The organism is Paenibacillus periandrae (genome assembly GCF_022458865.1).
Classification (GTDB): Bacteria; Bacillota; Bacilli; order Paenibacillales; family NBRC-103111; genus Paenibacillus_S; species Paenibacillus_S periandrae.
In genome coordinates this window covers 218,931-244,542 of sequence record NZ_JAJNMU010000004.1, presented here as the reverse complement: position 1 = coordinate 244,542, position 25,612 = coordinate 218,931, and the positions used below count along the sequence as shown (strand labels likewise).

The window sequence follows — 25,612 nt, the reverse complement described above, 5'->3', positions numbered from 1 at the left end:
GAGAGATTCTACATGAATATTCAATCCCAAAAACAATTTATATTTGAAGACGACCGCCCTTTTCCAAGCTGCCATGCTTCTACGCTGGTCGTTTTGCCGAATGGCGACATCCTAGCTGCATGGTTCGGAGGTCTGCATGAGAAGGCTAGCGATGTGGCGATCTGGATGTCGCGGCGTACAAGGGAGAGCTGGTCAGCACCTTTTCTAGCTGCAGATGAAGAGGGCATTGCCCATTGGAATCCGGTGCTTTTTGATGATGGCCGCAAGCTTACGCTTTATTATAAGGTCGGTCATGAAATCACAGATTGGTTTACGCGGGTCATTCATTCTGTGGATGGCGGACAGACATGGACGGAGCCGAAGGAGCTTGTTGAAGGTGATATCGGCGGACGAGGGCCGGTACGCAATAAGCCGATTTCCTTAAGCAATGGCACCATATTGGCGCCTGCTTCAATAGAGAGGAAGGACCCGAATGCGCCGGGCAAGCAAATTTGGGAAGCCTTCGTCGATATATCCGACGATTTCGGACATACCTGGAAGCAGAGCGGCCTTGTGCCCATGGAGGTCTCCAAGCTGGTAGGGGCGCTGCATTCACATGCCAAAGGGTTTATTCAGCCGACATTGTGGACGTCAGGCGGGACGCATGTCCATATGCTGCTGCGCAGCACCGAGGGCTTTATTTATCGCAGCGATTCAGAGGACAACGGAGAAACCTGGAGCTTGGCCTATCCGATAGACCTGCCCAACAACAACAGTGGAATTGATGTCGTACAAATGGACAACGGGCTGCTGGCGCTTATTTTTAACCCGGTGACCGGTTATTCCACAAGCAGTCCACGCACACCGATTGTCATTCGTTTTTCTTCGGACAATGGCAGTACCTGGACAGATGAAATCAAGCTGGAAACCGAGCCTGGTGAATATTCATACCCAGCCATTGTTGCCAAAAACAATGAGCTGTTTGTAACGTATACCTGGAAGCGGGAACGAATTGCTTTTTGGCAGCTGACCTTGCAGCAGCAAGCAGTCTATAGCTAGAGTTGAAGAGTCGACAATCATGCTTCCCAAAAAGTCCGGTTCTCCCACCTGGGAAGCAACCGGACTTTGGTTTTATAGCTAAACGAGTTTTTTGATATAGGACATGTAAGCGGGCAGTGAAACCTCAGGTTCCTCCAGATAAGGAGCCCACTTCTTCTCGTATTCCAGCGAGAGCCAGCCGTTATAGCCATTTTCCTTGAGAATGCTGACAATCTGGGGGACAGGCACATCGCCATCTCCGATCAGACAAAGCTTTTTACCGTTTTCGCCTTTAATCGCGTCCTTGACATGGGTATGCTTGATGTAAGGAGCAAGCTCTCTGTAGGTAAGTTCAGGCTCTTCCCCATGCAAATAAGGATGCTCAAAATCCCATAGGACGCCAACACTGCTGCTGTCGGTTTGATCCATTATTTGTTTGATGATGCGGTGATTACTAATATCTCCGTGAGTTTCCAGCAGTACAGTTACGCCGGTTCCTTCTGCATAACGCCCTAATTCAGTCAGCCCTGATGCGATTGTGCCTGCAATTTCCGTCTCGGAAGTGCCTTCGGGAATGATATCTCCAAATACGCGGATGTAAGGTGCCTGAAGCTTCACCGCAAGATCTATCGCATCCTTACCTTCTGGAATGGCGGCACGGTATTTCTCCTCATTGTGAAAGGCGCAGGATGTGTCCAGACAACAGATTTCCAAACCCTTTTGTTGTAAATCCAACAAGGTTTGCTCTATATTTTCGGGTAAAAACGGTCGCGCCCGGGGTAAGTACATCTCACCTTCCACGCCTCTTAACTCAATGCCGTCGTAACCAAGCTTTACAGCTGCCTGCAGGGTTTCCTCCCAGCTCCAATTCGGGCTTGCCAGTGTTTGAAATGCGATTTTCATCAGATGTTCTCTCCTCAACTATACAAATGTTCATGTATGCATCAATGACTTTCTTGATAAGAATAGAGTATGATATAGTAAATGCAATTTCATTGTAATTTTTGGTGATAATATGGACTAAATTGATGTTTCGTGGGGGGATCGTACTGCTACATACTTATTTAGACCAAATCGATCAATGTATTCAGTTTTTACATGTTCAGCGCAAAAGCCACAGTATTGATTTTCATCTGCATCAAGGCTGTGAAATTTATTTTCTTCTTCAAGGGGATGTTAAGTACTTTGTCGAAAAGACAGTGTATCCACTTCAATTCGGTGATTTGATTATTACGAATCAGCATGAAATCCATAAACCATCCTTTTCGTCCGATGTGGTTTATGAGCGAATCACGATCGAATTTGATCCCCAGCTTGCTGCATTGTTTCAAACGGACGGTTTTAATCCTTTATCCTGCTTTTATGACAGACCTATCGGGAAAAGGAATAAGCTTTCTCTAACCAGTACGGATTCAGCCGCGCTGCTCCGTTTATTTATGAAATATGATGCTTTAAAAAACCATCCGTCCTTAGGGAACGCCGTTATGAAAATGGGTTGTTTTATGGAAATTCTCGTTCATATCAACCGCCTGTTCCAGGAGCAGAAGCTTACGGATCAAGGGCTCGATTTGCATCATAAGCTGTCTCCCGTTCTGGACTATATTGAGATGAATTTGGGAGAGGATCTGAGTCTTGATCAGTTGGAGAAGCAATTTTTTATTAATAAATATTATTTGATCAAGCTTTTCAAAAAGTATACCGGAAATACGATTCATGAATACATCATTTACAAACGTATCTCCTTGGCCAAAAAATTACTTGCAGAGGGCAGCAGTGTTACCGAAGCTTGTATGGTCAGTGGATTTAATGATTACACCAGTTTTTTGCGTATGTTCAAGAAAAAAGTAGGAACCCTGCCTCGGGATTATCAAAAAAATTATTTGGGATAGCCCTCCATTTGTAAAGTCGGTGTTAAGTCAATAATTCCTATATATTCATCAAAAATTACAAGGAAGTTGCATTTATCACCCCTTACAATGAGAGAGAGCGTGATATCACAGAAATTTGAGGAGATGTTTGATGTGAACGAACGTAAAATTAGCATAGGATTAGTAGGGCTTGGCAACATCGGCTCTACACACGCCAAAATATTGAAGGAAATGAGCAATGTTCACATAGCAGGTGTATGTGATGTTGTTCAGGAAAAAGCGGATTCCTATGCCAAGGACCTGAATACGCAAGCTTATACCAATTACAAAGATTTGCTGGAGCAATCGGGATTGGATGCTGTCATTATTGCCGTGCCGCATTATGATCACCCTACTGTTGCTTTGGAAGCCTTTGCACGTGGAATTCATGTTATGTGCGAAAAGCCGATTGCTGTTCATCTTAACGACGCCAAGCGTATGATCAATGCCTACGAGGAAGCTAAAAAGCAGCACCCGAATTTGGAATTCGCCATCATGTTCCAAGAGCGGACCCTGCCTTTTTACCGTAAAGTGAAAAGTGTTGTAGACAGCGGCCAGCTCGGTAAGCTTACGCGTGCTACCTGGATCAATACGGCATGGTTCCGTTCCCAGGCTTATTATGACAGTGGAGACTGGCGTGCGACCTGGGCAGGCGAGGGCGGCGGTATTTTGACAAATCAGTGTCCACACACACTTGACATGTATCAATGGTTGTTCGGTGTACCTGCCAGCATTACCGGACATGCACATATCGGCAAATATCACAATATCGAAGTCGAGGACGAGGTAACCGCATACTTTGAACATGCTAACGGCATGATCGGGCATTTGATGGTGACGACAGCTGAGTCGCCGGGAACGAATCGAATGGAAATTATCGGTGAACACGGCAAGCTTGTGCTGGAGGATGGCAAGCTGGTTCTCTACAAGAATCCGATGTCCATGCTGAAATACTCCAATGAAACCGAACAAAAGTTCAGCAAAATGGAATACGAAAAGATCGAGATTGAAGTCGATATGAGCGAGCCTTCCGGTCATCAAGTGGTGACTACCAAATTTGTTGAACGGCTGCTGAACGGTACCGGAGAGCTTATCGCTCACGGCGTTGAGGGAGAAGGCGCACTGACTTTGGCAAACGGCATTATGTTGTCCTCGTTCCAAAAACAGACGGTAACCGTTCCGATTGATGCCGATGCCTTTGAAGCCAAGCTGAAGGAACTGATTGCCGGTTCAAAATTCGTTAAGAAAGCGGCTGCAAGCTTGTCGCAAGAAGAAGATATGTCCAAATCCTTTGGCAAGTAATGAATGGAGAGGGGACCTTGCTGTGAGTCATGTAAAGCTTACTTGTTTTGCCGATGAAATAGCTTCCGATTTAAATGAACAGCTGGATGCTCTTGAGCAGGAAGGTATCAAATATTTGGAGTTACGTGGAGTATGGGGCAAAAATGTGCTTGATCTGAATGAAGATGAGCTGAATCAAATTCAAGCAGCTTTACAACAACGAGGTTTTCGTATTTCATCTATTGCTTCACCGATCGGCAAGTACTTAATAACGGACCCCTTTGGACCACAGCTTGAGGCACTCGATAAGGCGATACACGCGGCGCATTTGTTTGAAACTCCATTTATTCGCATTTTTTCTTATCGGCTGCCTGAAGGCGAGCCCGTTGAAGCCCATCGTGCAGAGGTGTTATCCAGACTGAAGCAGCTCACAGAGGCTGCCAGCCGCCATGGAGTCATATTGATCCTGGAAAATGACAGCAATTTGTACGGTGCAACCGATGATTGCTGCCTGGACATTCTTACTCATTGCGATTCCAAGCACATGCGTGCAGCGTTTGACCCCGGAAATTATGTAATGAATAATGTTCAACCCATGCACGACGCTTATCCCAAGATTGCTCCCTACATCGACTATGTCCATATTAAGGATGCTACACAGGTGCCCCGTCAATTCGTCCCAGCTGGTGTAGGAGAGGGTCACATTGAGGAATTGCTCGTAACATTAAAGGAACGTCAGTATGACGGGTTTCTATCGGTAGAACCTCATTTAAAGCATTATTTGCCTGAAGCAAACGATTCGGAGCGTGTTGTTGCGGCAATCCGAGCATTAAAGGTATTGCTTGATAAGGTAGACCAGGCTTGGGAATAGCTTGTGTTAATTACATTGAACCCGGCTCTCCACTCGAATATGGTTCGGGAGGGAGCCGGTTTTTTGTGCATCGATTATCCGATCTCTGCTTTGCTTACCCCCGATATCCCTTGGGAGATATTCCGTACAGCTTCGTAAAAGCACGGGTGAAAGAGAACAAATCCGGATACCCGAGAGACAGGGCGATTTCAGTTACTGAAAGCTCGGTTTTCTTGAGCAGTTGGCTGCCTTTTTCCAAACGAAGCCTTTGTAAATACTGCATCGGGGAGCAGTCAAACTCTTTCATAAAAGCAGTATACAGATGGGACCGGTGCACACCCATATACCGCGCAATATCGTCTATTCTGATATTTTCGGTGCAATGCAGCTCCATATAGGGCTTGACCTCGGCAACCCAATGGCGCTTTGGCATGGCTTGTTGAATGTCGGTGTTTTGTTTGATTCGCCACAGCAGCTCGAATAGCAGACTTTGCTCGCGCATAGGATCAAGTTTGCCTTTTTGAAAATATTGAATGAATTGTCTGATCGTCGCCCATACGCGATGGTCCAGTGCCTGCCGGAGATGAAACGAAACATCCGTCAAACCCAGCTCCAGCAGTAAGAAGGGGACCTGTGGGCCATCCAGCGCCAGCCATACCATGTGCAATTCCTCAGAACAATCCGGTATCGCTTGATAAATATACGATTTCCCAGGAAATAGACAGAAAGCATCGCTCTCCGCCAGCTCTACCATTACGCCTCCGCTTGTCACCTGAACTTTCCCTGATTGAATCAAATGAAATCCGTATTGCTGAATGCTTTTCGGTCCGACAGCATAATGCGGTTTCGCTTTATTATGTCCGGCCCGGACGATCCAACTGCCGCCTGCCGCTTGCATAGGTGTGGGAAGCGAGTACCAATGCTCAGCAAACTCATGGGCGTATTCCTGCATATCCATCGTCAACTCCCTGATAACCTGTCCTGCCTTCAGGATAAATCAACGGACAACATAATGACAAGTACAACATATTTGCATTCTCACGGAAAGGAAACCGATTTATACTAATAAGATAAAGAAATCGATTCCTAACAGGAGGATTGCATAATGAGTAGGCCCAACATATTGCTAATTACAAGTGACCAACAGCATTGGAATACCCTTGGCGCTTTTAACGGTGAGATTTCCACTCCGAACCTGGACAGATTGGTGAAGCAGGGAACAACCTATACGAAGGCTTATTGCCCGAATCCGACTTGTACACCTACGAGAGCTTCCATTGTTACCGGCATGTATCCGAGTCAACACGGAGCCTGGACCTTGGGAACGAAGCTTTTGGAGGACCGACATACCGTTGGCGAAGATTTGCAACAGGCCGGTTACCGAACGGGATTGATCGGGAAGGCGCATTTTCAACCGCTAAAGAGTACGGAGGCATATCCTTCCGTGGAGTCGTACCCGATCATGCAGGATCTGGAATATTGGAAAAGCTTCAACGGTCCTTTCTATGGGTTTGATCATGTGGAGCTCGCACGCAATCATACGAACGAAGCCCATGTGGGGCAGCATTATGCAATCTGGATGGAGCAAAAGGGCTGCACGAACTGGCGTGATTATTTCCTCCCCCCGACCGGAACGATGGATCCGTCCGTGCTGCATAAATGGCCTATTCCTGAGCAATTTCATTACAACACCTGGATAGCCGAACGAACCAATCATCTACTTGAAGATTATAGTCAGAATGGGGACAGCTTTTTTCTATGGGCAAGCTTTTTTGATCCGCACCCTGACTATCTCGTACCGGAGCCTTGGGATACGATGTACGACCCGGAGCAGCTAACCATTCCAACCATGACACCTGGTGAGCATGATCAGAACCCGCCGCATTTTGGAATGACTCAGGAGCCGGAGCCAGATTTCTCGCATTTACTGGAAAGCGGCTTTGGCATCCATGGCTACCATTCCCATAATCGGCACTCGGAGAGTGAACGCAAACAGCTTGTTGCCACTTATTACGGAATGATCAGCTGTATGGACAAATATATCGGCCGGATTTTGGATAAGCTCGATGAACTGGGGCTAACGGATAACACCATTGTCGTGTTTACAACAGACCACGGCCACTTCTTTGGTCAGCATGGTTTGCAATATAAGGGTGGCTTTCACTATGAGGATCTGATCAAAATTCCGTTTATCGTCCGTTATCCGGATCATGTGCCAGCAGGTGTGCAATCTCCGGCTATTCAATCACTTGTTGATCTCGCGCCGACATTTTTGAGTATGGCCGGAATTGCAGTCCCTCACAGCATGACGGGTGTCGATCAGAGCAAGGTATGGTATGGAAAGTCCGATCAGGTGCGGGACCATGCCATCTGTGAATTCCGCCACGAGGCGACTACAATTCACCAAAAAACGTATGTAGATCAACGATATAAAATAACAGTCTACTACAATCAGACCTATGGCGAAATCTTCGATCTGCAAGAAGACCCGGGCGAGTTGAATAACCTGTGGGATGACAGCAAGAGTGCAGCATTGAAGACAGAGCTGCTGTTGAAATATGTATGGGCGGAGCTTGGAAAAGAACCGCTGCCGATGCCGCGCATTTGGCACGCTTAGACGCCACCAATAGAAAAAGATGGTTTCCTTGTAGCGAAACCATCTTTTTTATGTTCCATCCAATCATGGGAAGACTGTACCTTTGCCGCGTTTACTTCGTTAATAAATCAAACAGGCTTTTATTCACAATAGTCACTCGTGACTATTTTTCTCCCCTATTACAATTTCGATGAGCTCTCCGACTCCACCCTCTTGTAATTTTTCTTGTATTCAGACGGATAACACCCGACAAATTCTTTAAACAGCTTTGTAAAATGTCTTGTGCTGAAATAGCCAACCTGCTCGGCGGCTTGCTGTACCTGCACCATTGGATCGGACAGCAGCTCCTGCGCTTTCAACATCCTGAGCTTGGTCACATACTGCATAAAGGTCGTTCCTGTTCGCTTATGGAACAAACTGCTTAAGTGATTGGGAGTCACACTGAACTCTTCTGCAGTACGACCTAACGTTAAATCTCCTGCATAGTGCTTTTCTATATAAGCTATGGTTTTCCCTACCAAATCTGGCTTGGTATCGACTTGTCGGATCTTTTTATCCAGAAGGTTGACTCCAAGACCTTTGAGTGACTGCAGCCATTCCGCTTCCCCAGTTGGAATGAGCACAGGCGCTTGGATGGAGCAGTTGAGAAACCGTGAAAAAGCCAATGACGTTTCTAGAGATACCGAATTGCACGGCTCTGAATAGTGTTTAATAAATTGCTCAATCGTATCCATATAGCCTACATATTGTGCTCTGTGGTATTCATCTACTGCTTTATTTAAGAGATGGCATAACTGAGAAATCATTGGCTGCGATTCAACCGCAAGTAAATCTGCTTGAGTCCAACTGCGTGAAATCCCCAAAGAACAGCGGAGATAAGAAAGCTTATGAAGCATATTTACCTCAGCTAACAGGGAGGTATAAGAATCGCATTCACCAGATTGTACCAGTGTAAATGCTTGACCCGGCTCCTCAGCCTGCTGTACCAGCTCGACGTGAGCAGAGAATAGCTGCTCCAATTGCTCTGCCCCCTGTGAAGTCTGGTACTTCCCGACTACAACCCAATCCCCGCTAGGCAGAATTAAAGTAGCCAGCTCCAAATCCTTGTGGTAATACTGGGACATTGCAGAGCGAATGGCACTGATCAACAGCTTGATGGCTGCTGATTTTTCCGTTTCCGAGTAGCAGCTGTCCATATAAATAATTTGACCTCGAATCCCGCTGTAAGGCTTAGGGGCCGGTTCAATTTCCTCCCAGTCGCGAATGAGACCGTGAAATAAGGATAACATGTCCGACTCAAACAGCTTGTTCTTCTCAATGATCTGCAGTAATGCCGTCTGCTGTATTTTGCTCAGTAGCACACGTATATCCTGAATATCGACCGGCTTCAGCAAATACTCCATCGCTCTCAGTCGGAGAGCCTCCTTGGCATATTCAAAGTCAGCGAAGCCGGTTACTATAATCCATTGGGTATCCGGTGATAACGGGGCTGCTTCTTGAATCGCTTCGAGACCTGATTTGCCGGGCATTCTAATGTCCACAAAAGCAGCGTCAGGCTGGATGCGTTCAGCTAATTGAATCAGCTCCTTACCGTTGCGTGCTTCATGAATATGCAAATCAGGGCAGATTTCCAACAGCATAATCGATAACGCTTCCCTTGCCAATTGTTCATCATCTGTAATCACAATATTCATGGTGCCAGCTCCTCTTTGTAAAGGGATATAGTGATCGTTACGGTAGTACCCTGTCCTGGGCTGCTAACCAGTCCAAATTCGTGTTTATCCGGAAAAGCGAGCGCTAATCGTTCCTTAACATTGCTTAAACCGATATGCTGATCATCTATGTGCACGGAAGTATCAAATCCTAATCCGTTATCTGAAATGCGAATGACAAAGCTGTCTCCGTTAACGCTATCGGGAGCCATTTGAGCGCTTACTTCAACCATGCAAGGATGCTCACAAGGCTCAACGCCGTGAATGATAGCGTTTTCGACTAACGGCTGAATCAGCAGCTTGGGAATATAAATAGGTGCCAGCTCGGGTGCCAATGTGATGTTTATTTGTAAGCGGTCACTAAAACGTATGCTCATCAGCTCGCCGTATTTATGAATACTGGAGAATTCCTCCTCCAGACTACAGGAATCATGAGTGGTTAAGAAGTAACGGAGCATTCCGCTTAACGATAATATAGCACGCTCCAGCAGCGCGTGTTCTCCTTTTCGGTTTAGACTCACGAACGCATTTAATGTATTATACATAAAATGAGGGTGAATTTGTGACTGCAGTGCGCGAAATTCGGCATTTCTTAGCTTCAGCTTGTTCAGATACTCATTCGTAATTAATTCATCCAACTGACTGATCATTTTGTTCAAAACAGTTCCCAATTGAGCGATCTCATCCTGCCCTCGAACGGAAAAGCGTTTGTTCATATTGCCGAGCTGAACCTGTCGCATGACGCCGATCATTTCTTTGAATGGTGTCAGTAAGGTTCTGGAATAGGCCAAAAACAAGAAGAAGGTAAGCACCACGCCAGCTGCTGCAAATATCGCTCCCGTTAAGCGCATCCAATGGGTTTTGGAGGCCAGCTCTGCTTTGGATAACCAAACGGTAATTTTCCAGGAGCTGGTCGGAATTACCCTAGATACAGCTACATAGGATTGCTGATTAAAATCGTTGTTGGTCGGATTTTTCAGAAATTGGTTCAAAGCTTCATGAGATAAATTCGTATTCGAATATATCAACCTTTGATCCTTATCCGTAATCGTAACAAAAGAATCTGCGTTAACGGAAATTTGTCTTACGATTCGATCCAAAATGATCGTGTCGGCATCAGCCATAATGACGGCAAGCGGTTGCTTGGAGTCCGGATCCTTAATTAATCGTGCCACAGAGAATACCTCTGGGACAGCAGTCAGCTTTAAATAATCCTGGGGATGGACATTAACAAAGGCTACTCTTCCATTAGCTGCAACGGCCTCACGATACCAGTTTTGCTCTGTATAAGGATAGGCGCTACGAGTTTCAGTCAGCTGCGAGCTGCTATCATTATAATAGACAGAACCATCAATAGCCACAAGCAGTGTGCCTAATATATCCTTACGTAAATTCACTAGCAAGCTCGGCAGCGTATGGTACAAGGTATAATCGGCTTTAAACTTGGAATACGAATCAACAGGACTATTGACGCCCCGGGCTTTTTGCTTGAGTGAATTCATCACATCATTATTCGTGTAGGGAGAGATTGTGACTCGTTCCAAATCGTCCAGATACGTTTGAATGTTTTCGGTCAGACCGATCAAGGTAGCATCGGTAAGCTTTTCCGTTTCTTTCGTGATAATTTTCACATAATAGGCAGGCATCACAAAAGCAATTATAATAACAGGAATCAGTATCGTTAACGAGTAGAGCAGAATCAGTTTCACTCGAATCGAGATTTTTGGCTTATTCAAGAGAGACTCCCCCTGCATGAATTTGAGGTCGATTATACTTGAAAATGAATAGGGTTGCAAGATTAATTATGAGCGCCTGAAATCGTAGATTTAGCGTATATGTAAACCCTTACAACTGTGATAGGATTTTTGTGTGAAGGAAATAATAAATTTAAAGAGGTGGGCACATGTTGAAAAAATGGCAATTATCTTTGGCGTTAACCCTGGTATCCGCAGTAGCTATAAGCGGTTGTTCCCAGCGCCCTGAATCAGCTTCTCCAGCACCGGCATCAGCACCTTCAAGTGGAAAGGAAACTAGCAATAGCGCACCAAAGAAAACGTTATCTATGATAGTGAATATTCCTGATCAGCCGGTACAAGAGGTGTATCGCCAAATTCTTAATGATTTCTCAAAGGAGAACCCGGATATCGCCGTAAATATTCAGTTCCCGGGCTCGGCTTATGAAAATAACATGAAGGTAAAGATGGCGGCTAATGATCTTCCAGATGTATTTGATACGCATGGATGGGCGCAAGTCCGCTACGGAGAATACCTGGCCGATCTGAAAGATGAGCCGTGGGCCAAGCAATTGACCGATACGATCAAAAATGTCGTAACCGACAAAGCTGGCAAGGTATACGTCTTACCATTAAGTGAAGCCAAGGACGGCATTATGTATAACGTCGAAATGCTCAAAAAATATAATTTGGAGCCGCCTAAAACCTTCGACGATTTAATAACTGCTGCTGAGAAAATTAAAAAAGAGAGTGGCGGAAAGACAACACCATTTTTCTTATCAGGTATTGATGAAAGTACAATCGGCACCTACTTTGACTATTTTGCCAACTCCTTATTGATCAGTCCGGAGAACAATTCGGCCGCAGACTTGTTGAAAAACACCTTCGATTGGAACAAGTGGAACGTGCTTCCGGAAAAATTGCTCGATATTAAAAATCGCGGGCTGATTAACGAAGACTTCTTGACTGCGAAACGAAGCGAAATTCCGGCTGCATTTGCTGCAGAGAAGGTAGCCTTTGTATTGCTGGCTCCATCCTTCGTCGATGCGGTTAACAAAATAAAGCCGGACATGAAGGTCGGATTGATGCCGATTCCGTCGATGTCAGCGGATGATAAACCGAATTTTTCTGGCGGAGAACGGTCCACGATCGGGATATGGAAAGACTCCAAGAATATGGCTGAATCCAAAAAGCTGCTCCAGTTCTTTGCTAAACCAGCCAATATGACCAAAATTGCCAATGTAACGAAGCTGCAGCCTGGCTTGAAGGGCATTGAGTCGAAGCATGACCTGACCGAGTATTATGAAAAATATGCCGATATTCGAGTGTTCCCTTATTTTGACCGCGTTTACTTGCCTAATGGAATGTGGAGCGTGATGTCCAAATCAGGAACTGAGCTGCTTGCGGGACGAATTACACCAAAAGAATATTCAGCAAATATGAAGCAGGAAGTCGAACGTTTACGCAAAAACTAACTATGATCAGCTCGTATCACGCCTTTTGATTCTATATCCTGCCTGATCGATTGCGGTCCAGTAGGAGGATCAACGGGCGTGGTGCGAGAATGTTAACGCTGTTTCACATTCGTGTCTTATTTTTATGAAGGAGGATTAAACGTGGAGACCGTGTATCGTAAAGCAGGTGAGAGAGGAACTACTAAAGGTCGTTTACGTCGCTGGATAAATTCCCCATCCTCAATAAACCTGATGTACTTACCTGCGCTTCTGCTATTTATATTATTCATTTATTATCCATTTTTCCAAGGCATTATGATCTCTTTCACGAATTGGGACGGTTACTCGCAGCTGTACAAGTATATCGGCTTGGATAATTATAAAAGAATGCTTTCGGATCATCGAATCGGTACAGTAATTGTCAATACGCTGATTTATGGAATTGGCAGTACGGTTTTACAAAATGCCATCGGTTTAGCCTATGCGCTCTTGCTCAACTACCATATCCGTGGAAAGACCCTTATTCGTACGATTGTCTATCTTCCCGTTATCGTCAGTCCGCTGGTTATGGGTTATATATGGTATTTCTTCTTTCAGTTTAACGGCGGGGCACTTAACGATATCATTTTATTATTTCGCGATAAGCCGATCAATTTACTCGCTGACACTCAGCTTAACGTATGGATTATTACGCTAGTGAACACGTATCAATTCCTCGGTGTTGCGATGATTATTTTCCTGGCCGGTCTTCAGTCCATTTCCAAGGATTATTATGAGGCAGCGGAGATGGATGGCGCTTCGGGGTTATCTAAATTCCGCAATATTACGCTCCCGCTGCTTGCGCCTGCCATTACGATTAATATTGTACTTAACCTGATCGGTGGCTTGAAGCTGTTTGATGTTATAACCGCATTAACCAATGGGGGACCCGGCTATGCATCCGCTTCGTTATCGACGATGATTTATCAATTATATTTTGCTCATCAAGACGCTGGCTACGCAGCTGCATTAGGTAATTTTATGTTTTTGCTTATATCTGTTATTGGTTTGACCTCTTTGTATGTATTACGTAAAAAGGAGGTTTCCTCATGAAGCGTGCAGGCGTTCTGTATACCCTCATAGGTGCGTTAATAGGTCTCATGCATATCGTTCCTTTTTATGTGCTCATCACTACCTCATTTAAAGATACCTTGGACACCAGCTCTAAATGGATCATGCCGGGTTATGCATATTGGGATAATTTTATTCATGCGTGGCAGCTCGCAGGTCTGGACAGGGCATTTGCCAACACGGCCATCATTACATTATTATCCATTGCACTGATCTTGATTCTCGGTTCGTCAGCGGCATTTCCACTTGCCCGTAATCAAAGCAAGCTCAATAAATGGATGTACGGATTTTTTGTGAGTGCGCTTATAGTTCCACCGCTTACGATCCTCGTTCCTTTGTATAAAATGTTTGTTGAAATCGGGGCCATGAATACGTATATAGGGATCGTGATTCTCCATGTTACCTTTCATCTATCGATGGCTATCTTTTTGTTCACAGGCTTCATTAGTACGATTCCGAGAGAGCTGGACGAAGCTGCGATGATTGATGGCGCTTCTAGGGTTGGGTTGTTTTTTCGGATTATACTGCCGGTACTTATGCCGATTACGGCGACTGTTATCATCATGAATGGCGTTTCGATCTGGAATGACTATCAATTCTCTGTATTTTTCCTGCAGAAATTAGAATACAGAACGATCACTGTTGCTTTATCGACATTTTTCGGTGAGAACAATTCCAACATCGGTTGGGTAGCTGCCGGTTCCTTATTAGCTGCCATTCCCAGCATTTCCGTCTACCTGTTTTTGCAAAGATATTTCATCTCAGGCATGACCTCGGGGGCTATTAAAGGATAATAAACATAGAATTTGAGGATACAACATTCATAGAGAAGAGGAATGGCAATATGAAGAGAAAACCGGTAATGGGCTTAACCTTGGGAGATGCTACAGGCATCGGATCGGAGTTGGTGGCTAAAACACTACAATCCGAAGAAATTCGTCAAATAGCGACATGGGTTGTAGTCGGTGATGAACGTGTTTTTCTACAAGGCCAATCCGTAGCAGGATTATCAGTCCCTTATGTGAAAATCGCTAACATCGAAGAAATCGATAGCGAGGACAAGGTTTATTTGATAGACTTGCACAATTTGTCTCCGGATACTTATTCTTTGGGCCAATTATCGGAAGATTCCGGTCAAGCAACCGGTGAGACGTTGACGTACGTGTTGAAGCTTGCACAGCAAAAAAAGCTGGATGGTGTTGTTTATGCGCCGATCAATAAGGAAGCTTTGCATCGAGGTGGATTTCATTTTCAGGATGAGCTGCATTTTTTTGCATCACTTCTGGATTGCAAGGAAGGCTTTAGTGAAATTAACGTGATGGGAGATCTTTGGTTTACGCGAATAACCTCGCATGTGCCGTTAAAGCAAGTCAGCAGCCTCGTAACCAAAGAACGCGTTGCCCGTATTATCCGTTTTGCTCAGGATACTTTGACCAGCGTAGGCTTCGCTAATCCCAAAATTGTCGTAGCCGCCCTTAATCCGCATGCCGGCGATGGAGGTCTGTTAGGCACTGAAGAAATCGACGAAATTCGGCCTGCCATTGTGAGCGCTCAGGAGCAGGGGATTAACGTAGAAGGCCCTTATCCGGCGGATACCATCTTTTTGCGGCTAAAAACAAAGCCTTTCGATTGTCTGGTTAGTATGTATCACGATCAGGCACAGACCGGTATGAAGCTGCTGGGCTTTAATAAAGGCATTACGGTCAGCGGAGGACTTCCTGTTGTCCTCACCACACCTGCGCACGGTACGGCATTCGATATTGCAGGGCAAGGGATCTCTGACCCTGGCGCTACAGAGCAGGCCATGAAGCTCGCTGTAAGATTAGCAGGATTCTAATAAAACCATACAATGGGGAGGCAAGGTTTATGTCAAAGATTACTTTTCTAGGTGCTGGCAGCTCGGTATTTGCCAAAAATGTGTTGGGTGACTGCATGATGACCCCAGCGCTGCAAGGCTTTGAATTAGCATTGTTCGATATCAATGAAGAACGTCTCAAAGATTCTGAAAATATGTTAAATAATTTAAAGCTGACACTTGGAAGCACCTGCACAGTACAAGCGTACACCAACCGCAAAGCTGCGCTTCGTGGGGCCAAATATGTAGTTAATGCGATACAGGTGGGCGGTTATGATCCGTGTACGATTACAGATTTTGAAATACCAAAGAAATACGGCTTGCGTCAGACGATCGGCGACACCTTGGGAATTGGAGGCATCTTTCGTAATCTCCGCACCATTCCGGTCATGCTCGATTTTGCCAAGGATATCAATGAAGTGTGCCCGAATGCACTGTTCCTGAACTATACGAACCCGATGGCTGTACTGACGAATGCAATGATCACCTATGGTGGAGTACAGACAGTCGGCTTGTGCCACAGCGTTCAAAGATGCATACCTTACTTATTTAAGGACTTGGACATCGATACCGAAGGCGTTCATACCAAAATAGCCGGTATTAATCATATGGCCTGGTTGCTTGAAGTCACCAAAGACGGAGTGGATTTGTACCCGGAAATCAAGCGTCGTGCCCGTGAGAAACAACAAGAGCAGCACGAAGACATGGTCCGTTATGAAATGATGTTCCGCTTTGGCTATTACGTTACCGAATCCTCCGAGCATAATGCTGAGTACCATCCGTATTTTATTAAGAGAAATTATCCTGAATTGATTGAGCGTTTCAATATACCTTTGGATGAATATCCACGCCGTTGTGAACGCCAAATCAAGAGATGGGCAACCATGCGCGATGAACTGGTCAATAACAAAAATCTGGGACATACCCGGTCTCATGAATATGCATCCTTTATGTTTGAGGCGATGGAGACCAACAATCCGTTCAAAATCGGCGGCAATGTGATGAATACCGGATTAATTACGAATCTGCCTGAGGAAACCATAGTCGAAGTACCATGCCTGGTTGATGCAAGCGGTGTGACTCCAACGTATGTAGGGGATCTGCCTCCGCAGCTGGCTGCATTGAATCGCACGAATATCAATACGCAGTTGTTAACCCTGGAAGCAGCTGTCACCGGAAAAAAAGAGCATATTTATCACGCAGCGCTGCTTGACCCTCATACGGCAGCCGAGCTTTCTATCGATGATATCGTAGCTATGTGCGATGATCTTATTGAAGCTCATGGCGATTGGCTGCCAAAGTTTGTGTAGGCTTTATTAATCATATAGTCAATTGGATAAGATGACTCCTGATCTCATACATCAGGGGGCATCTTTCTTTATATACAGGTTCTAAATGATCCTGAATGAGATTCTTGATCCACAATCAGCCTTAATGTAGTACAATGATTTTGAAGTCATATCAAGAGGATGATTGGATAACCCAATGAGATTTATTAAATCCTTACTCAATTCATTACGATTTAAGCTGCTGGCCATGATTGTATTAATTATTGTGCCTTTAATTACTGTACTGCTAGTTAATAATCATTATGCGGTTCAGGTGGTTCGCAACGGTGTGGCCCAAACCAATGCCAATTTGCTCAGCTTGTATATGGGACAAATTGATCGAAATCTGGACCAGGTGGACGGTTATTTGTACGATTTGTCGCAGCTGAACACGGATCTTTTGAATTTGGAAAATACAGATCCCGCGAATGAATCCGAATATTATAAGGCGAAAATTCGTTTGGACAATTTAATAGCAAATGAAATTCGATATTATAAATTTATCGATTTGTTTTTCATTTATTCAGCGGCTAGTCAGGACTTGATTCTGAATCAAAATTTCGGGAAAAGCCTTGAGGAGCGGGAAGCTGTCAAGGCCTCCATTAACCGTATGCTTCAAGGGAATACGGCCTCCTACAAGAACAACAGATGGTATGTATGGAAAGATAACGGAACTTACAATTTATTCCATGTGGTCAAAATTGGTAAGGTTTTTGTCGGGGCTTGGGTCAATGCAGAAAAAATCATGGTTCCTTTGTCTTTAATCGATTTTGGCGAGTCCGGGGCTGCGCTGCTGACAACTGAGTATTTTGAGCCTATGAATCATGCAGACCTGATCCATGATCAAGCCATTGAATTGAAGACATCGTCAAGGGATTATTACTTATCCGGAAAAAATAACCAGTATATGGTAATTGAGAAGCCCTCAACGAAAGGCGGCTTTAAGCTCATTGCTTTAATACCGGATGATATTATTTTGGATAAGCTCCCATTTATGCAAAGGATTGCTTCCATTATTTCCGTGATCGCTGGCTTATTTGTACTTCTATTTGTATTTTTCATGAGACAGGTGTTTTTGCTGCCGATCAACCGAATGCTAGCCGCCATGAGAAAGCTTCGTGACGGACAGTGGGAGACTCGACTTCAAGATCATCCGACTTCGACGGAATTCGAGCTCATGAATGAAACCTTTAATCGAATGACAACCGAAATCCGTGAATTGCAAATCAATGTGTATGAAGAAAAGCTGAACCATCAAAAGGAGGAGCTTAGACGTTTGCAGCTTCAGATCAATCCGCACTTCTTCTTGAATTCTTTAAACATTATTTATAATTTGGCCACCGTAAAGGATTACAGCTTAATCCACGAAATGACCAAATGCTTGGTCGCCTATTTCCGGTTTATGTTTCGCAGCAGCTCAAATTTTGTTGCTTTGCAGGATGAATTGAATCATACGGAAAATTATTTGCGTATTCAGCAGCTGCGATTTCCGGATTGCCTCACTTACCGGATGGACTGTCAGCAAGAATTGATGCCCAGTTTAGTCCCTCCACTCCTTATTCAAACGATTGCAGAAAACTGCGTTAAGCACGCGATGAACACAGACTATCCGCTGGAAATCAGCATTAGCATTGATAAAGGGAACATCAAGAATAATCAGCATACCCCCTATATGCGCATTATCATTTCAGATACCGGACCAGGCTTTGCGGACTCTACATTGAAGCAGCTGCAGTCGAACGAAGAGCTTGTAACTGAGGAGGGTGAACGTATCGGTTTGTGGAACGTGAGGAGGAGATTACGACTCTTGTACCCGAATCAGGTTGAGATCAGATTTTTTAATTCAGCAGCCGGAGGAGCTGTTGTGGAGCTTCAACTGCCGGAGACTTATAATTAGAAAGGATGTTTGCTCATGTATCGTGCACTGATTGTCGACGATGAAGCTCACGCGGTTAGAGGGCTTCAGACAGGTGTGGCTTGGGAGCGGCTTCACATTACTGACGTTGAAACGGCTTACAACATCAGGCAGGCGAAGGAGGTGTTTGAAGCGCATGCAGTCGATGTGCTTCTGTGCGATATTGAAATGCCTCAAGGAAGCGGTCTTGATTTATTAAAATGGGTCAGAGAGTTTTATCCCAAAACCGAGACGATCTTTTTAACCTGCCATGCGGATTTCTCATATGCCAATCAGGCAATTAAACTGGATAGCTTTGACTATATGCTGAAACCGGTCGATTATCTGGAGCTGGAGACAAGTATTCAGAAGGCTTTGGACAAGCTGCGTGCCAATGAGCAGCTGCTTACATTCGAAGCGACCTACAAGCACTATCACCAGCTATGGGAATCCCATCAGCCTGTATTAATGGAACGCTTCTGGCAGGATCTGATTCATCAGGGGCTGTCTTCGACACCGGAAAGAATAGAAGAACAGCTGAGAAGGCAAAGCATACCTTATTCTGTCGATACGTTGTTTCTATCAGTTTATATTAATGTGAAGCATTGGCATAAAGCGCTCACGCAGCGGGATTACAAAATTATGGAGTATGCGCTGCAAAATGCGGCAGAGGAGCAAATCGCAAAGCATGCTAACCAATCCTTAGTCGTACCCATACAGAACGGGTGCTTGCTCGTCATACTTCCATTAACGAATATGGAGCTTACTGGCACAAGCCTTGCTTCCGACTGTGATCAATATATCAGGTCGTGCAATCATTTCTTTTTTTGTGATTTATGCTGCTACATTGGGGAACCGGTACGCATACATGAGATGGCTTCCATGGTACGCGGTCTGCAGGAGCTGGACAAAAATAATGTGACCCTGATGAATCAGACCTTAACGCTAAAGGATGGTGGAGATTCCATTTCGTATGTTCATCCTCCGCATATCAAAGGCTGGTCGGAGTGGATGAAGCATGGAGATAAAGAGAAGCTTCTCGCGGATGTATCTGCCTATATGGAACCGTTTAAACAGATGAAATCCGGGATTGATGCCCAGTGGCTTCAAGGCTTTTACCAGGACTTCCTACAGATGGTTTTTTTCGTTCTGCAGAGTAAGGGCTTGCAGGCGCATCACGTGTTCTCAACTAACCTGTTAACGGAAAAGCCGGAGCGGGTCGTTCGTTCCTTGACGGCTCTTCAGGAATGGATTTCGGATGTGATAGAGGTAGTAATGAATCACATTCAGTCGATCCAGGAAAATATGTCGATCGTTGAGAAGGTCAAGTATTTCATTGATGAGAGGATCGGAGAGCAGTCGTTGTCCTGTGAGGATATCGCCAGTGCGGTTTATTTGAATCCTGATTACTTGACGAGGGTGTTTAAGAAGGAAATGGGCATACCGATCTCTGAATACTTACAGCAGAGACGGTTGACCTTGGCGATAGACCTGCTAAAGAAGAGCAATCAATCCGTAAGCGATATCGCGCTTACTGTCGGGTATTCGAATCTATCCTACTTTTCTACCCTATTCAAGAAAGCGACAGGCGTTAATCCGAGTGATTACCGAAAGCAATTCAAATAAAATAGTTATACTGCCATAGCCGTTCTTACTCCAATGGAGTGAACGGTTTTTTTTGTTCCATACAAAAGAATAGTCGGATTATCTAAAGTGACAAGTCGCTTTATTGGTGAGCGGAAGAGGGCAAGCTTATATATAATAGGATTACACAAAGAGAAAGCGAGGAAGGCTGCTATGAAGAGCATCACAGAGGAGGACTATCCGAGTATACCGCAACTAAAGAAATCGGCCGAGGTACATGTTGTATTAAAGGCCTTCAAGAGATATCGAGCCTTGTTCTTGATGATGGTGCCAGGGTTTCTTTACTTACTGATTAACAATTATTTACCTATGTTCGGTGTTATTATCGCATTCAAAAATATTAATTACTCCAAAGGCATTCTCGGAAGCAATTGGGTGGGCTTCAAGAACTTCGAGTATTTATTCAAAACATCGGATGCTTGGGTCATTACGCGAAATACCATTTTGTATAACGGATTTTTCATTATTCTTAATCTAGTTCTGGCTGTTGCAGTAGCCATATTGCTGAATGAGGTGAGAATCCGCTTCATGTCCCGTTTTTATCAAACTGTAGTGCTGCTTCCTCATTTGATTTCAATGGTCATTGTCGGATATTTAGTGCTTGCCTTTCTAAATGTGGAAAATGGCTTTGTCAATCGTCATATTTTGCCGTTACTCGGAGTTGACTCGATCTCGTGGTACTCGGAACCGAAGTATTGGCCGTACATTCTTTCGATCGTTAATGTCTGGAAGCATGTGGGCTACCTATGCATCATTTTCCTGGCATCTATTGTCGGAATCGACCATGAATATTACGAAGCAGCGACGATAGATGGCGCAAGCAAATGGCAGCAAATTCGAACCATTACCCTTCCGCTGTTATCACCTACAATTATCATTATGACCTTGCTTGCCATCGGCAGGATTTTCTACTCTGACTTTGGCCTGTTTTATCAGGTTCCGCTTAATTCCGGGCCGCTGCAGCCTACAACAGACGTCATTGATACGTATGTTTACCGCGGACTAATGACATTGGGAGATATCGGCATGTCGTCAGCAGCCGGATTATATCAATCATTGGTCGGATTTATTCTAGTGTTAGTATCCAATTATGTCGTAAGTCGGAAAAATCGCGATCAAGCCTTATTTTAACAAAGGAGCTGTATGTGATGAAATCGAACCATATTAATCAATGGTTTGTCCATAGCTTGTTTATCTTATCCACTATCGCCAGTCTATTCCCGTTTATGCTTTTATTTATGGCATCGATTACTGATGAAAAGTCAATTATTGTTGACGGATATTCAATTTGGCCTAAGATATTCAGCTTGGATGCGTACCTATTTTTGCTGAATGATTCAACCACCATGGCAAGGGCTTACGGCATTACGATTTTCATTACCTTTGTCGGGACGTTGATAGGCTTGATTATTTCTACCCTGCTGGCATACCCGTTGTCACGAAACGACCTGCCTTTACGAAAAACGCTATCATTCCTGGTGTTCTTCACCATGCTGTTTCATGGAGGGCTGGTTTCCACATACCTGGTCTATACCGAGGTGTTTCATCTCAAGAATACGATTTTGGCACTCATTGTGCCAGGCTTGCTTACGAATGGCTTCTACATTTTGCTGATTCGTTCCTTTTTTGCGACTTCGATTCCGGTTCCCGTGATAGAATCAGCTTATATTGATGGAGCATCGGAATTCAGGATATTCTGGAATATCGTGCTGCCCTTGTCACTGCCGATTTTGGCTGCTATTGGTCTGATGCTGAGCATTTCTTACTGGAACGACTGGTTTAACGGGTTGATCTACGTGACGGATAGTAAATTGTTCAGTATTCAAAATATGTTGACCCGCATGATGACGGACCTTCAATTTTTGCAGCAGAGTGATATGGGTGCGGCTGCGGGCGCCAACATTCCAACGGATACGGTTCGTATGGCAATCGCAGTAATCGGAATATTGCCGATATTTTGCGTGTATCCTTTTTTCCAAAAGTATTTTGTCAAAGGTCTTACGGTTGGCGCAGTTAAAGGCTGAGGCTCTACTCGAATCTCCGATTCGGTTAGCATAATGGGAACTTCTAGTTCTTGAATTCACAAATATAATTTCAGGGGGTAATAACATGTCTGTAAAATTGAAGGCGGCAAAAGGATTGCTTAGTATCGCCGTAGCCTCGTCTACGTTGTTGGCGGCATGCGGAGTCAACAGCGACAGTAAGACAGGCACGCCTGCAAAGGAATCAAAGGATTCCAAGCCTTACGAAATCACGATGGCGTTGATGACATTCAACAATTTGAAGGATATAGAGCTCGTTCAAGAAGAGATCAGCAAGATTACAAAAGAGAAGATCAATGCGACCGTTAAGCTGTTGCCTATCAGCATTTCGGCTTGGAATCAGCAGGTGAATCTCATCCTGGCGGCCAATGAAAATCTGGATCTGCTCGTCACCATGGCAAGTCGAAATTATAGCAGCCAGGTTGCCAAAGGGCAGCTTATTCCTCTGGACGATTTGCTGAACAAGCACGGTCAAGGGGTTAAAGAGGCAGTGGGCATGGATCTTCTCACTGCAACCAAGGTTGGAGGTAAAATTTACGGTGTCCCCAGCATGAGGGATTTGGCCGCGGATTATGGGATCAGTATGCGCAAGGACCTGGTGGATAAATACAAAATCGATTTAAGCAAAGTGAAAACATGGGCTGATTTGGAACCGATCTTTAAGACGATTAAGGATAATGAGCCTGGCATTACTCCACTGGTCCAGCAGAACAATTCACAGACGCCTGCTTTGAAATTGTATAATGCGCAATTCGATCTTCTAGGAGACAGCATGGGCGTGTTAGCCGATGCCGGGAATGACTTGAAAGTACAAAACCTGTTCGAAACGAAGCAGTATGCGGAAAGCCTTGAACTCATTCGTAAATGGTATCAGGCCGGCTACATCTTGAAGGATATTGCAACTTCCCAAGAAACCGGCGCAAATCTGGTCAAGGCGGGCAAAGCATTCGGGTTCTTAACTAATTTGAAGCCGGGGTACGAGCAGCAGGACAGCGCACAAGCAGGCAAAGAAATGGTGGCCGTTCGATTAACTAAGCCATTTATGGCGACCTACAATGTGACCAGCTTCATGATGTCGATTCCCAAAAATAGCGGGAACCAGGAAAAAGCGATGCAGTTCATGAATATGATGTACACGGATAAAAACATCGCCAACCTGATCTCGAACGGTATCGAAGGAAAACACTATGTGAAAAAATCCGACAATATGATCGCTCCCCTGCCAGGCGTCACTGAAAGTGGATATTTATTCAATCAATGGGAGGTAGGGAACAATTACTTGACCTCTGTTTGGGAGGGCACAGACCCGAAAATTTGGGAGCAAATGAAGGCATTTAAAGAATCGGCGGTCAAATCCAAAGCGCTGGGCTTTACGCCGGATTTTGAAGCGATCAAGACGGAAGTAGCCGCAGTAACGAATGTTATCAATCAGTATAAAATCGGTTTGGAAACGGGCACGTTGGACCCGTCGCTGCTGCCCGAATTCAATAGCAAGCTGAAAGCGGCCGGTTTGGACAAAATTATTGCTGAAAAGCAAAAGCAGCTTGATGCTTGGGTAAAAGCGGGAGGTAAATAAGCAAGGAATCCTTATAACCATGCTCTGGCTTTGTCAGAGTATGGTTATATCTATCCAGAAGGGAGACATAGTATGGCAGCTAATAAACGAATGAACTTTGTTTTCTTTTTTCCCGATGAAATGCGTGCTGAGAGCCTGGGGTGTTATGGCAATCCCGTGGTCCGCACTCCTCACCTGGACCAATTGGCATCAGAAGGCGTCCGGTTCGACCAATGTCATGTGCAAAATACCGTATGCAGTCCATCGCGCTGCAGTCTCATGACCGGATTATATCCGCATGTCTCCGGTCATCGAACGCTCTGGCACTTGCTTCGTCCGCATGAGCCCAGTTTGTTCCGTTATATGAAGCAGGCCGGGTATGAGGTGAAGTGGTATGGTAAAAATCATCTTTATTCAGAGTCCTATTTAATTGAAATCTTAGGTGATGAGGCTTTCCGTGAACAGAGTGTAATGGCAAGGGAATTTAGAGGCGATTTCAAGAAGCGCAATCCTTATGATCCGGATGATCCGCGGTTCTATAGCTTTTTGATGGAACCGGAGCAAGGCGATGTTCATTCTACGGAGACGGCTATGGCGGTTCAGAAGGCGACTGCCTTTCTCCAGTCTGCCGAAGCACAAGAAAAACCGTTTATGCTATATATGCCTACACTGCTGCCCCATGCGCCTTATGCCGTACCGGAACCGTATCACAGCTTATATGATCCAAAAGCAATACCGCCGCTCAGACCCTCTGGGTTGGAGGGAAAACCTTCTTTCCATGAGCACATACGTTCCTATCGAAAACTGGACCGGATAACGGATGATACCTTATCACAAATCCAAGCGGTTTATTTAGGCATGATCAGCTATGTGGACTGGGCGTTTGGCCAGTTGATGCAGGCATTGAAGGATAGCGGTTTGTTAGAACATACAACTGTAATCGTATCCTCGGATCACGGCGATTATGCAGGCGATTACGGGTTAGTTGAAAAATGGCCAAATGGCATGGAGGATGTGCTGACGCGCGTTCCTCTAATCATCCGCTCCCCGGACAGCAAGCCTGGTCATGAGGTCAAAGAGCAGGTCGAGATGTTCGATATTATGGCGACGATTCTCGATTTGGCAGGCATTCAAGCAGAGCATGATCATTTCGCACAATCCCTGGTACCGCAGCTAAAGGGGAAGGCTGGCGATTCAGAACGCGCTGTATTTGCCGATGGAGGTTATAATCTGCGAGAGCCGCACTGCTTTGAGGGAGATCCCATAAGAGATGCATGGTTTGCAAATCATCCGGACAACATGTATTGGCCCAAGGCAAGACAACAGCAGGAGCAGCCGCATAGTGTATGCCGCACGACCATGATGCGCACGAAGGATTATAAGCTCATTCGGCGGACAGAGGAGCTTGGAGAGCTGTATGACCTTAAGAAGGACCCGCTGGAGCTGTGCAATGTGTATTACGATGTCGAATATACGGACATAAAGGCAAGCCTGGAATCACGTCTGCTGGATTGGTATTTGCATACTTCGGATATTGTACCCAACGATTCTGACGCGGGAACGTTTGTAGTGAAGCAGCCGATTAAGTAAAAATGCACACCATAAAGTAAATCATTGCACCCTCTTGCATTATT

At 45.0% G+C, this 25,612-nt stretch carries 20 protein-coding genes; 16 read left to right on the top strand and 4 right to left on the bottom strand.

Going from position 1 to position 25,612, the window contains the following annotated elements:
• Positions 1-12: 12 nt before the first annotated feature.
• On the top strand, positions 13-1,038 hold the full coding sequence (locus LRL21_RS08275; RefSeq protein ID WP_240415301.1) for a sialidase family protein: 1,026 nt from the start codon (positions 13-15) through the stop codon (positions 1,036-1,038).
• 78 nt (positions 1,039-1,116) lie between these two features.
• On the opposite strand, the gene LRL21_RS08270 is transcribed toward LRL21_RS08275, so the two are convergent.
• Positions 1,117-1,920, bottom strand: coding sequence for a sugar phosphate isomerase/epimerase family protein (locus tag LRL21_RS08270; protein WP_240415300.1), 804 nt, complete (start codon positions 1,918-1,920; stop codon positions 1,117-1,119).
• 104 nt (positions 1,921-2,024) lie between these two features.
• Here LRL21_RS08270 and LRL21_RS08265 point away from each other — a divergent pair, with 104 nt between their 5' ends.
• The 3 genes from LRL21_RS08265 (at position 2,025) to LRL21_RS08255 (ending at position 5,076) form a co-directional block, all read left to right on the top strand.
• Positions 2,025-2,906: an AraC family transcriptional regulator gene (locus LRL21_RS08265; protein ID WP_240415299.1), complete on the top strand. Its 882-nt coding sequence runs from the start codon at positions 2,025-2,027 to the stop codon at positions 2,904-2,906.
• Between the two features lie 132 nt (positions 2,907-3,038).
• Positions 3,039-4,226 carry a Gfo/Idh/MocA family protein gene (locus LRL21_RS08260; protein ID WP_240415298.1) on the top strand — a complete coding sequence of 396 codons (1,188 nt, stop codon included), beginning with the start codon at positions 3,039-3,041 and terminating at the stop codon, positions 4,224-4,226.
• Positions 4,227-4,248: 22 nt separating this feature from the next.
• Complete coding sequence (locus LRL21_RS08255; RefSeq protein WP_240415297.1) at positions 4,249-5,076, top strand: sugar phosphate isomerase/epimerase family protein; 828 nt, start codon at positions 4,249-4,251, stop codon at positions 5,074-5,076.
• Between the two features lie 94 nt (positions 5,077-5,170).
• Here LRL21_RS08255 and LRL21_RS08250 read toward each other — a convergent pair whose 3' ends face one another.
• The gene (locus tag LRL21_RS08250) at positions 5,171-6,013 is read right to left on the bottom strand and encodes an AraC family transcriptional regulator (protein ID WP_240415296.1); all 843 of its coding nucleotides are present in this window, start codon (positions 6,011-6,013) and stop codon (positions 5,171-5,173) included.
• A gap of 147 nt (positions 6,014-6,160) precedes the next feature.
• Here LRL21_RS08250 and LRL21_RS08245 point away from each other — a divergent pair, with 147 nt between their 5' ends.
• Entirely contained in the window at positions 6,161-7,672 is a 1,512-nt protein-coding gene (locus LRL21_RS08245; protein WP_240415295.1) for a sulfatase family protein, read from the top strand.
• Between the two features lie 158 nt (positions 7,673-7,830).
• Here the strand turns inward: LRL21_RS08245 and LRL21_RS08240 are convergent, their stop codons facing one another.
• Positions 7,831-9,345 (bottom strand): response regulator transcription factor, encoded by a 1,515-nt coding sequence (locus LRL21_RS08240; RefSeq protein WP_240415294.1) that lies wholly within the window; start codon positions 9,343-9,345, stop codon positions 7,831-7,833.
• Entirely contained in the window at positions 9,342-11,099 is a 1,758-nt protein-coding gene (locus tag LRL21_RS08235; protein WP_240415293.1) for a cache domain-containing sensor histidine kinase, read from the bottom strand. The genes LRL21_RS08240 and LRL21_RS08235 overlap by 4 nt, the downstream gene beginning before the upstream one ends.
• A gap of 167 nt (positions 11,100-11,266) precedes the next feature.
• Between LRL21_RS08235 and LRL21_RS08230 the strand changes: the two genes are divergently transcribed.
• From LRL21_RS08230 to LRL21_RS08180, 11 genes are all read left to right on the top strand, one after another.
• Positions 11,267-12,571 (top strand): ABC transporter substrate-binding protein, encoded by a 1,305-nt coding sequence (locus tag LRL21_RS08230; protein ID WP_240415292.1) that lies wholly within the window; start codon positions 11,267-11,269, stop codon positions 12,569-12,571.
• 231 nt (positions 12,572-12,802) lie between these two features.
• A complete protein-coding gene (locus LRL21_RS08225) occupies positions 12,803-13,642 on the top strand; it encodes a carbohydrate ABC transporter permease (RefSeq protein ID WP_240415449.1) in 840 nt (279 codons plus the stop codon).
• Positions 13,639-14,454 (top strand): carbohydrate ABC transporter permease, encoded by an 816-nt coding sequence (locus tag LRL21_RS08220; RefSeq protein WP_240415291.1) that lies wholly within the window; start codon positions 13,639-13,641, stop codon positions 14,452-14,454. Before LRL21_RS08225 ends, LRL21_RS08220 begins: the two co-directional genes overlap by 4 nt.
• A 50-nt stretch (positions 14,455-14,504) precedes the next feature.
• Positions 14,505-15,497, top strand: a complete 993-nt coding sequence (locus tag LRL21_RS08215; RefSeq protein WP_240415290.1) for a 4-hydroxythreonine-4-phosphate dehydrogenase PdxA — start codon at positions 14,505-14,507, stop codon at positions 15,495-15,497.
• Between the two features lie 29 nt (positions 15,498-15,526).
• A complete protein-coding gene (gene melA / locus LRL21_RS08210; RefSeq protein WP_240415289.1) occupies positions 15,527-16,825 on the top strand; it encodes an alpha-glucosidase/alpha-galactosidase in 1,299 nt (432 codons plus the stop codon).
• Positions 16,826-17,000: 175 nt separating this feature from the next.
• On the top strand, positions 17,001-18,740 hold the full coding sequence (locus LRL21_RS08205) for a sensor histidine kinase (protein WP_240415288.1): 1,740 nt from the start codon (positions 17,001-17,003) through the stop codon (positions 18,738-18,740).
• Between the two features lie 15 nt (positions 18,741-18,755).
• Positions 18,756-20,363, top strand: coding sequence for a response regulator transcription factor (locus LRL21_RS08200; RefSeq protein WP_240415287.1), 1,608 nt, complete (start codon positions 18,756-18,758; stop codon positions 20,361-20,363).
• A gap of 171 nt (positions 20,364-20,534) precedes the next feature.
• Positions 20,535-21,512, top strand: coding sequence for an ABC transporter permease (locus LRL21_RS08195; RefSeq protein ID WP_420832430.1), 978 nt, complete (start codon positions 20,535-20,537; stop codon positions 21,510-21,512).
• A 17-nt stretch (positions 21,513-21,529) separates the two neighbouring features.
• Positions 21,530-22,405 (top strand): carbohydrate ABC transporter permease, encoded by an 876-nt coding sequence (locus LRL21_RS08190; RefSeq protein ID WP_240415286.1) that lies wholly within the window; start codon positions 21,530-21,532, stop codon positions 22,403-22,405.
• Positions 22,406-22,490: 85 nt separating this feature from the next.
• Entirely contained in the window at positions 22,491-23,999 is a 1,509-nt protein-coding gene (locus tag LRL21_RS08185) for an ABC transporter substrate-binding protein (RefSeq protein ID WP_240415285.1), read from the top strand.
• Positions 24,000-24,071: 72 nt separating this feature from the next.
• Entirely contained in the window at positions 24,072-25,568 is a 1,497-nt protein-coding gene (locus tag LRL21_RS08180; RefSeq protein ID WP_240415284.1) for a sulfatase family protein, read from the top strand.
• The last annotated feature ends 44 nt before the right edge of the window (positions 25,569-25,612 follow it).

Excerpts from the sequence above, each read along its gene's own strand:
- LRL21_RS08275 (WP_240415301.1), top strand. The coding sequence starts at position 13 with ATGAATATTCAATCCCAAAAACAATTTATATTTGAAGACGACCGCCCT.
- LRL21_RS08270 (WP_240415300.1), bottom strand. The coding sequence starts at position 1,920 with ATGAAAATCGCATTTCAAACACTGGCAAGCCCGAATTGGAGCTGGGAG.
- LRL21_RS08250 (WP_240415296.1), bottom strand. The coding sequence starts at position 6,013 with ATGGATATGCAGGAATACGCCCATGAGTTTGCTGAGCATTGGTACTCG.
- LRL21_RS08245 (WP_240415295.1), top strand. The coding sequence starts at position 6,161 with ATGAGTAGGCCCAACATATTGCTAATTACAAGTGACCAACAGCATTGG.
- LRL21_RS08240 (WP_240415294.1), bottom strand. The coding sequence starts at position 9,345 with ATGAATATTGTGATTACAGATGATGAACAATTGGCAAGGGAAGCGTTA.
- LRL21_RS08230 (WP_240415292.1), top strand. The coding sequence starts at position 11,267 with ATGTTGAAAAAATGGCAATTATCTTTGGCGTTAACCCTGGTATCCGCA.
- LRL21_RS08225 (WP_240415449.1), top strand. The coding sequence starts at position 12,803 with ATGTACTTACCTGCGCTTCTGCTATTTATATTATTCATTTATTATCCA.
- LRL21_RS08220 (WP_240415291.1), top strand. The coding sequence starts at position 13,639 with ATGAAGCGTGCAGGCGTTCTGTATACCCTCATAGGTGCGTTAATAGGT.
- LRL21_RS08215 (WP_240415290.1), top strand. The coding sequence starts at position 14,505 with ATGAAGAGAAAACCGGTAATGGGCTTAACCTTGGGAGATGCTACAGGC.
- melA (WP_240415289.1), top strand. The coding sequence starts at position 15,527 with ATGTCAAAGATTACTTTTCTAGGTGCTGGCAGCTCGGTATTTGCCAAA.
- LRL21_RS08205 (WP_240415288.1), top strand. The coding sequence starts at position 17,001 with ATGAGATTTATTAAATCCTTACTCAATTCATTACGATTTAAGCTGCTG.
- LRL21_RS08200 (WP_240415287.1), top strand. The coding sequence starts at position 18,756 with ATGTATCGTGCACTGATTGTCGACGATGAAGCTCACGCGGTTAGAGGG.
- LRL21_RS08195 (WP_420832430.1), top strand. The coding sequence starts at position 20,535 with ATGAAGAGCATCACAGAGGAGGACTATCCGAGTATACCGCAACTAAAG.
- LRL21_RS08190 (WP_240415286.1), top strand. The coding sequence starts at position 21,530 with ATGAAATCGAACCATATTAATCAATGGTTTGTCCATAGCTTGTTTATC.
- LRL21_RS08185 (WP_240415285.1), top strand. The coding sequence starts at position 22,491 with ATGTCTGTAAAATTGAAGGCGGCAAAAGGATTGCTTAGTATCGCCGTA.
- LRL21_RS08180 (WP_240415284.1), top strand. The coding sequence starts at position 24,072 with ATGGCAGCTAATAAACGAATGAACTTTGTTTTCTTTTTTCCCGATGAA.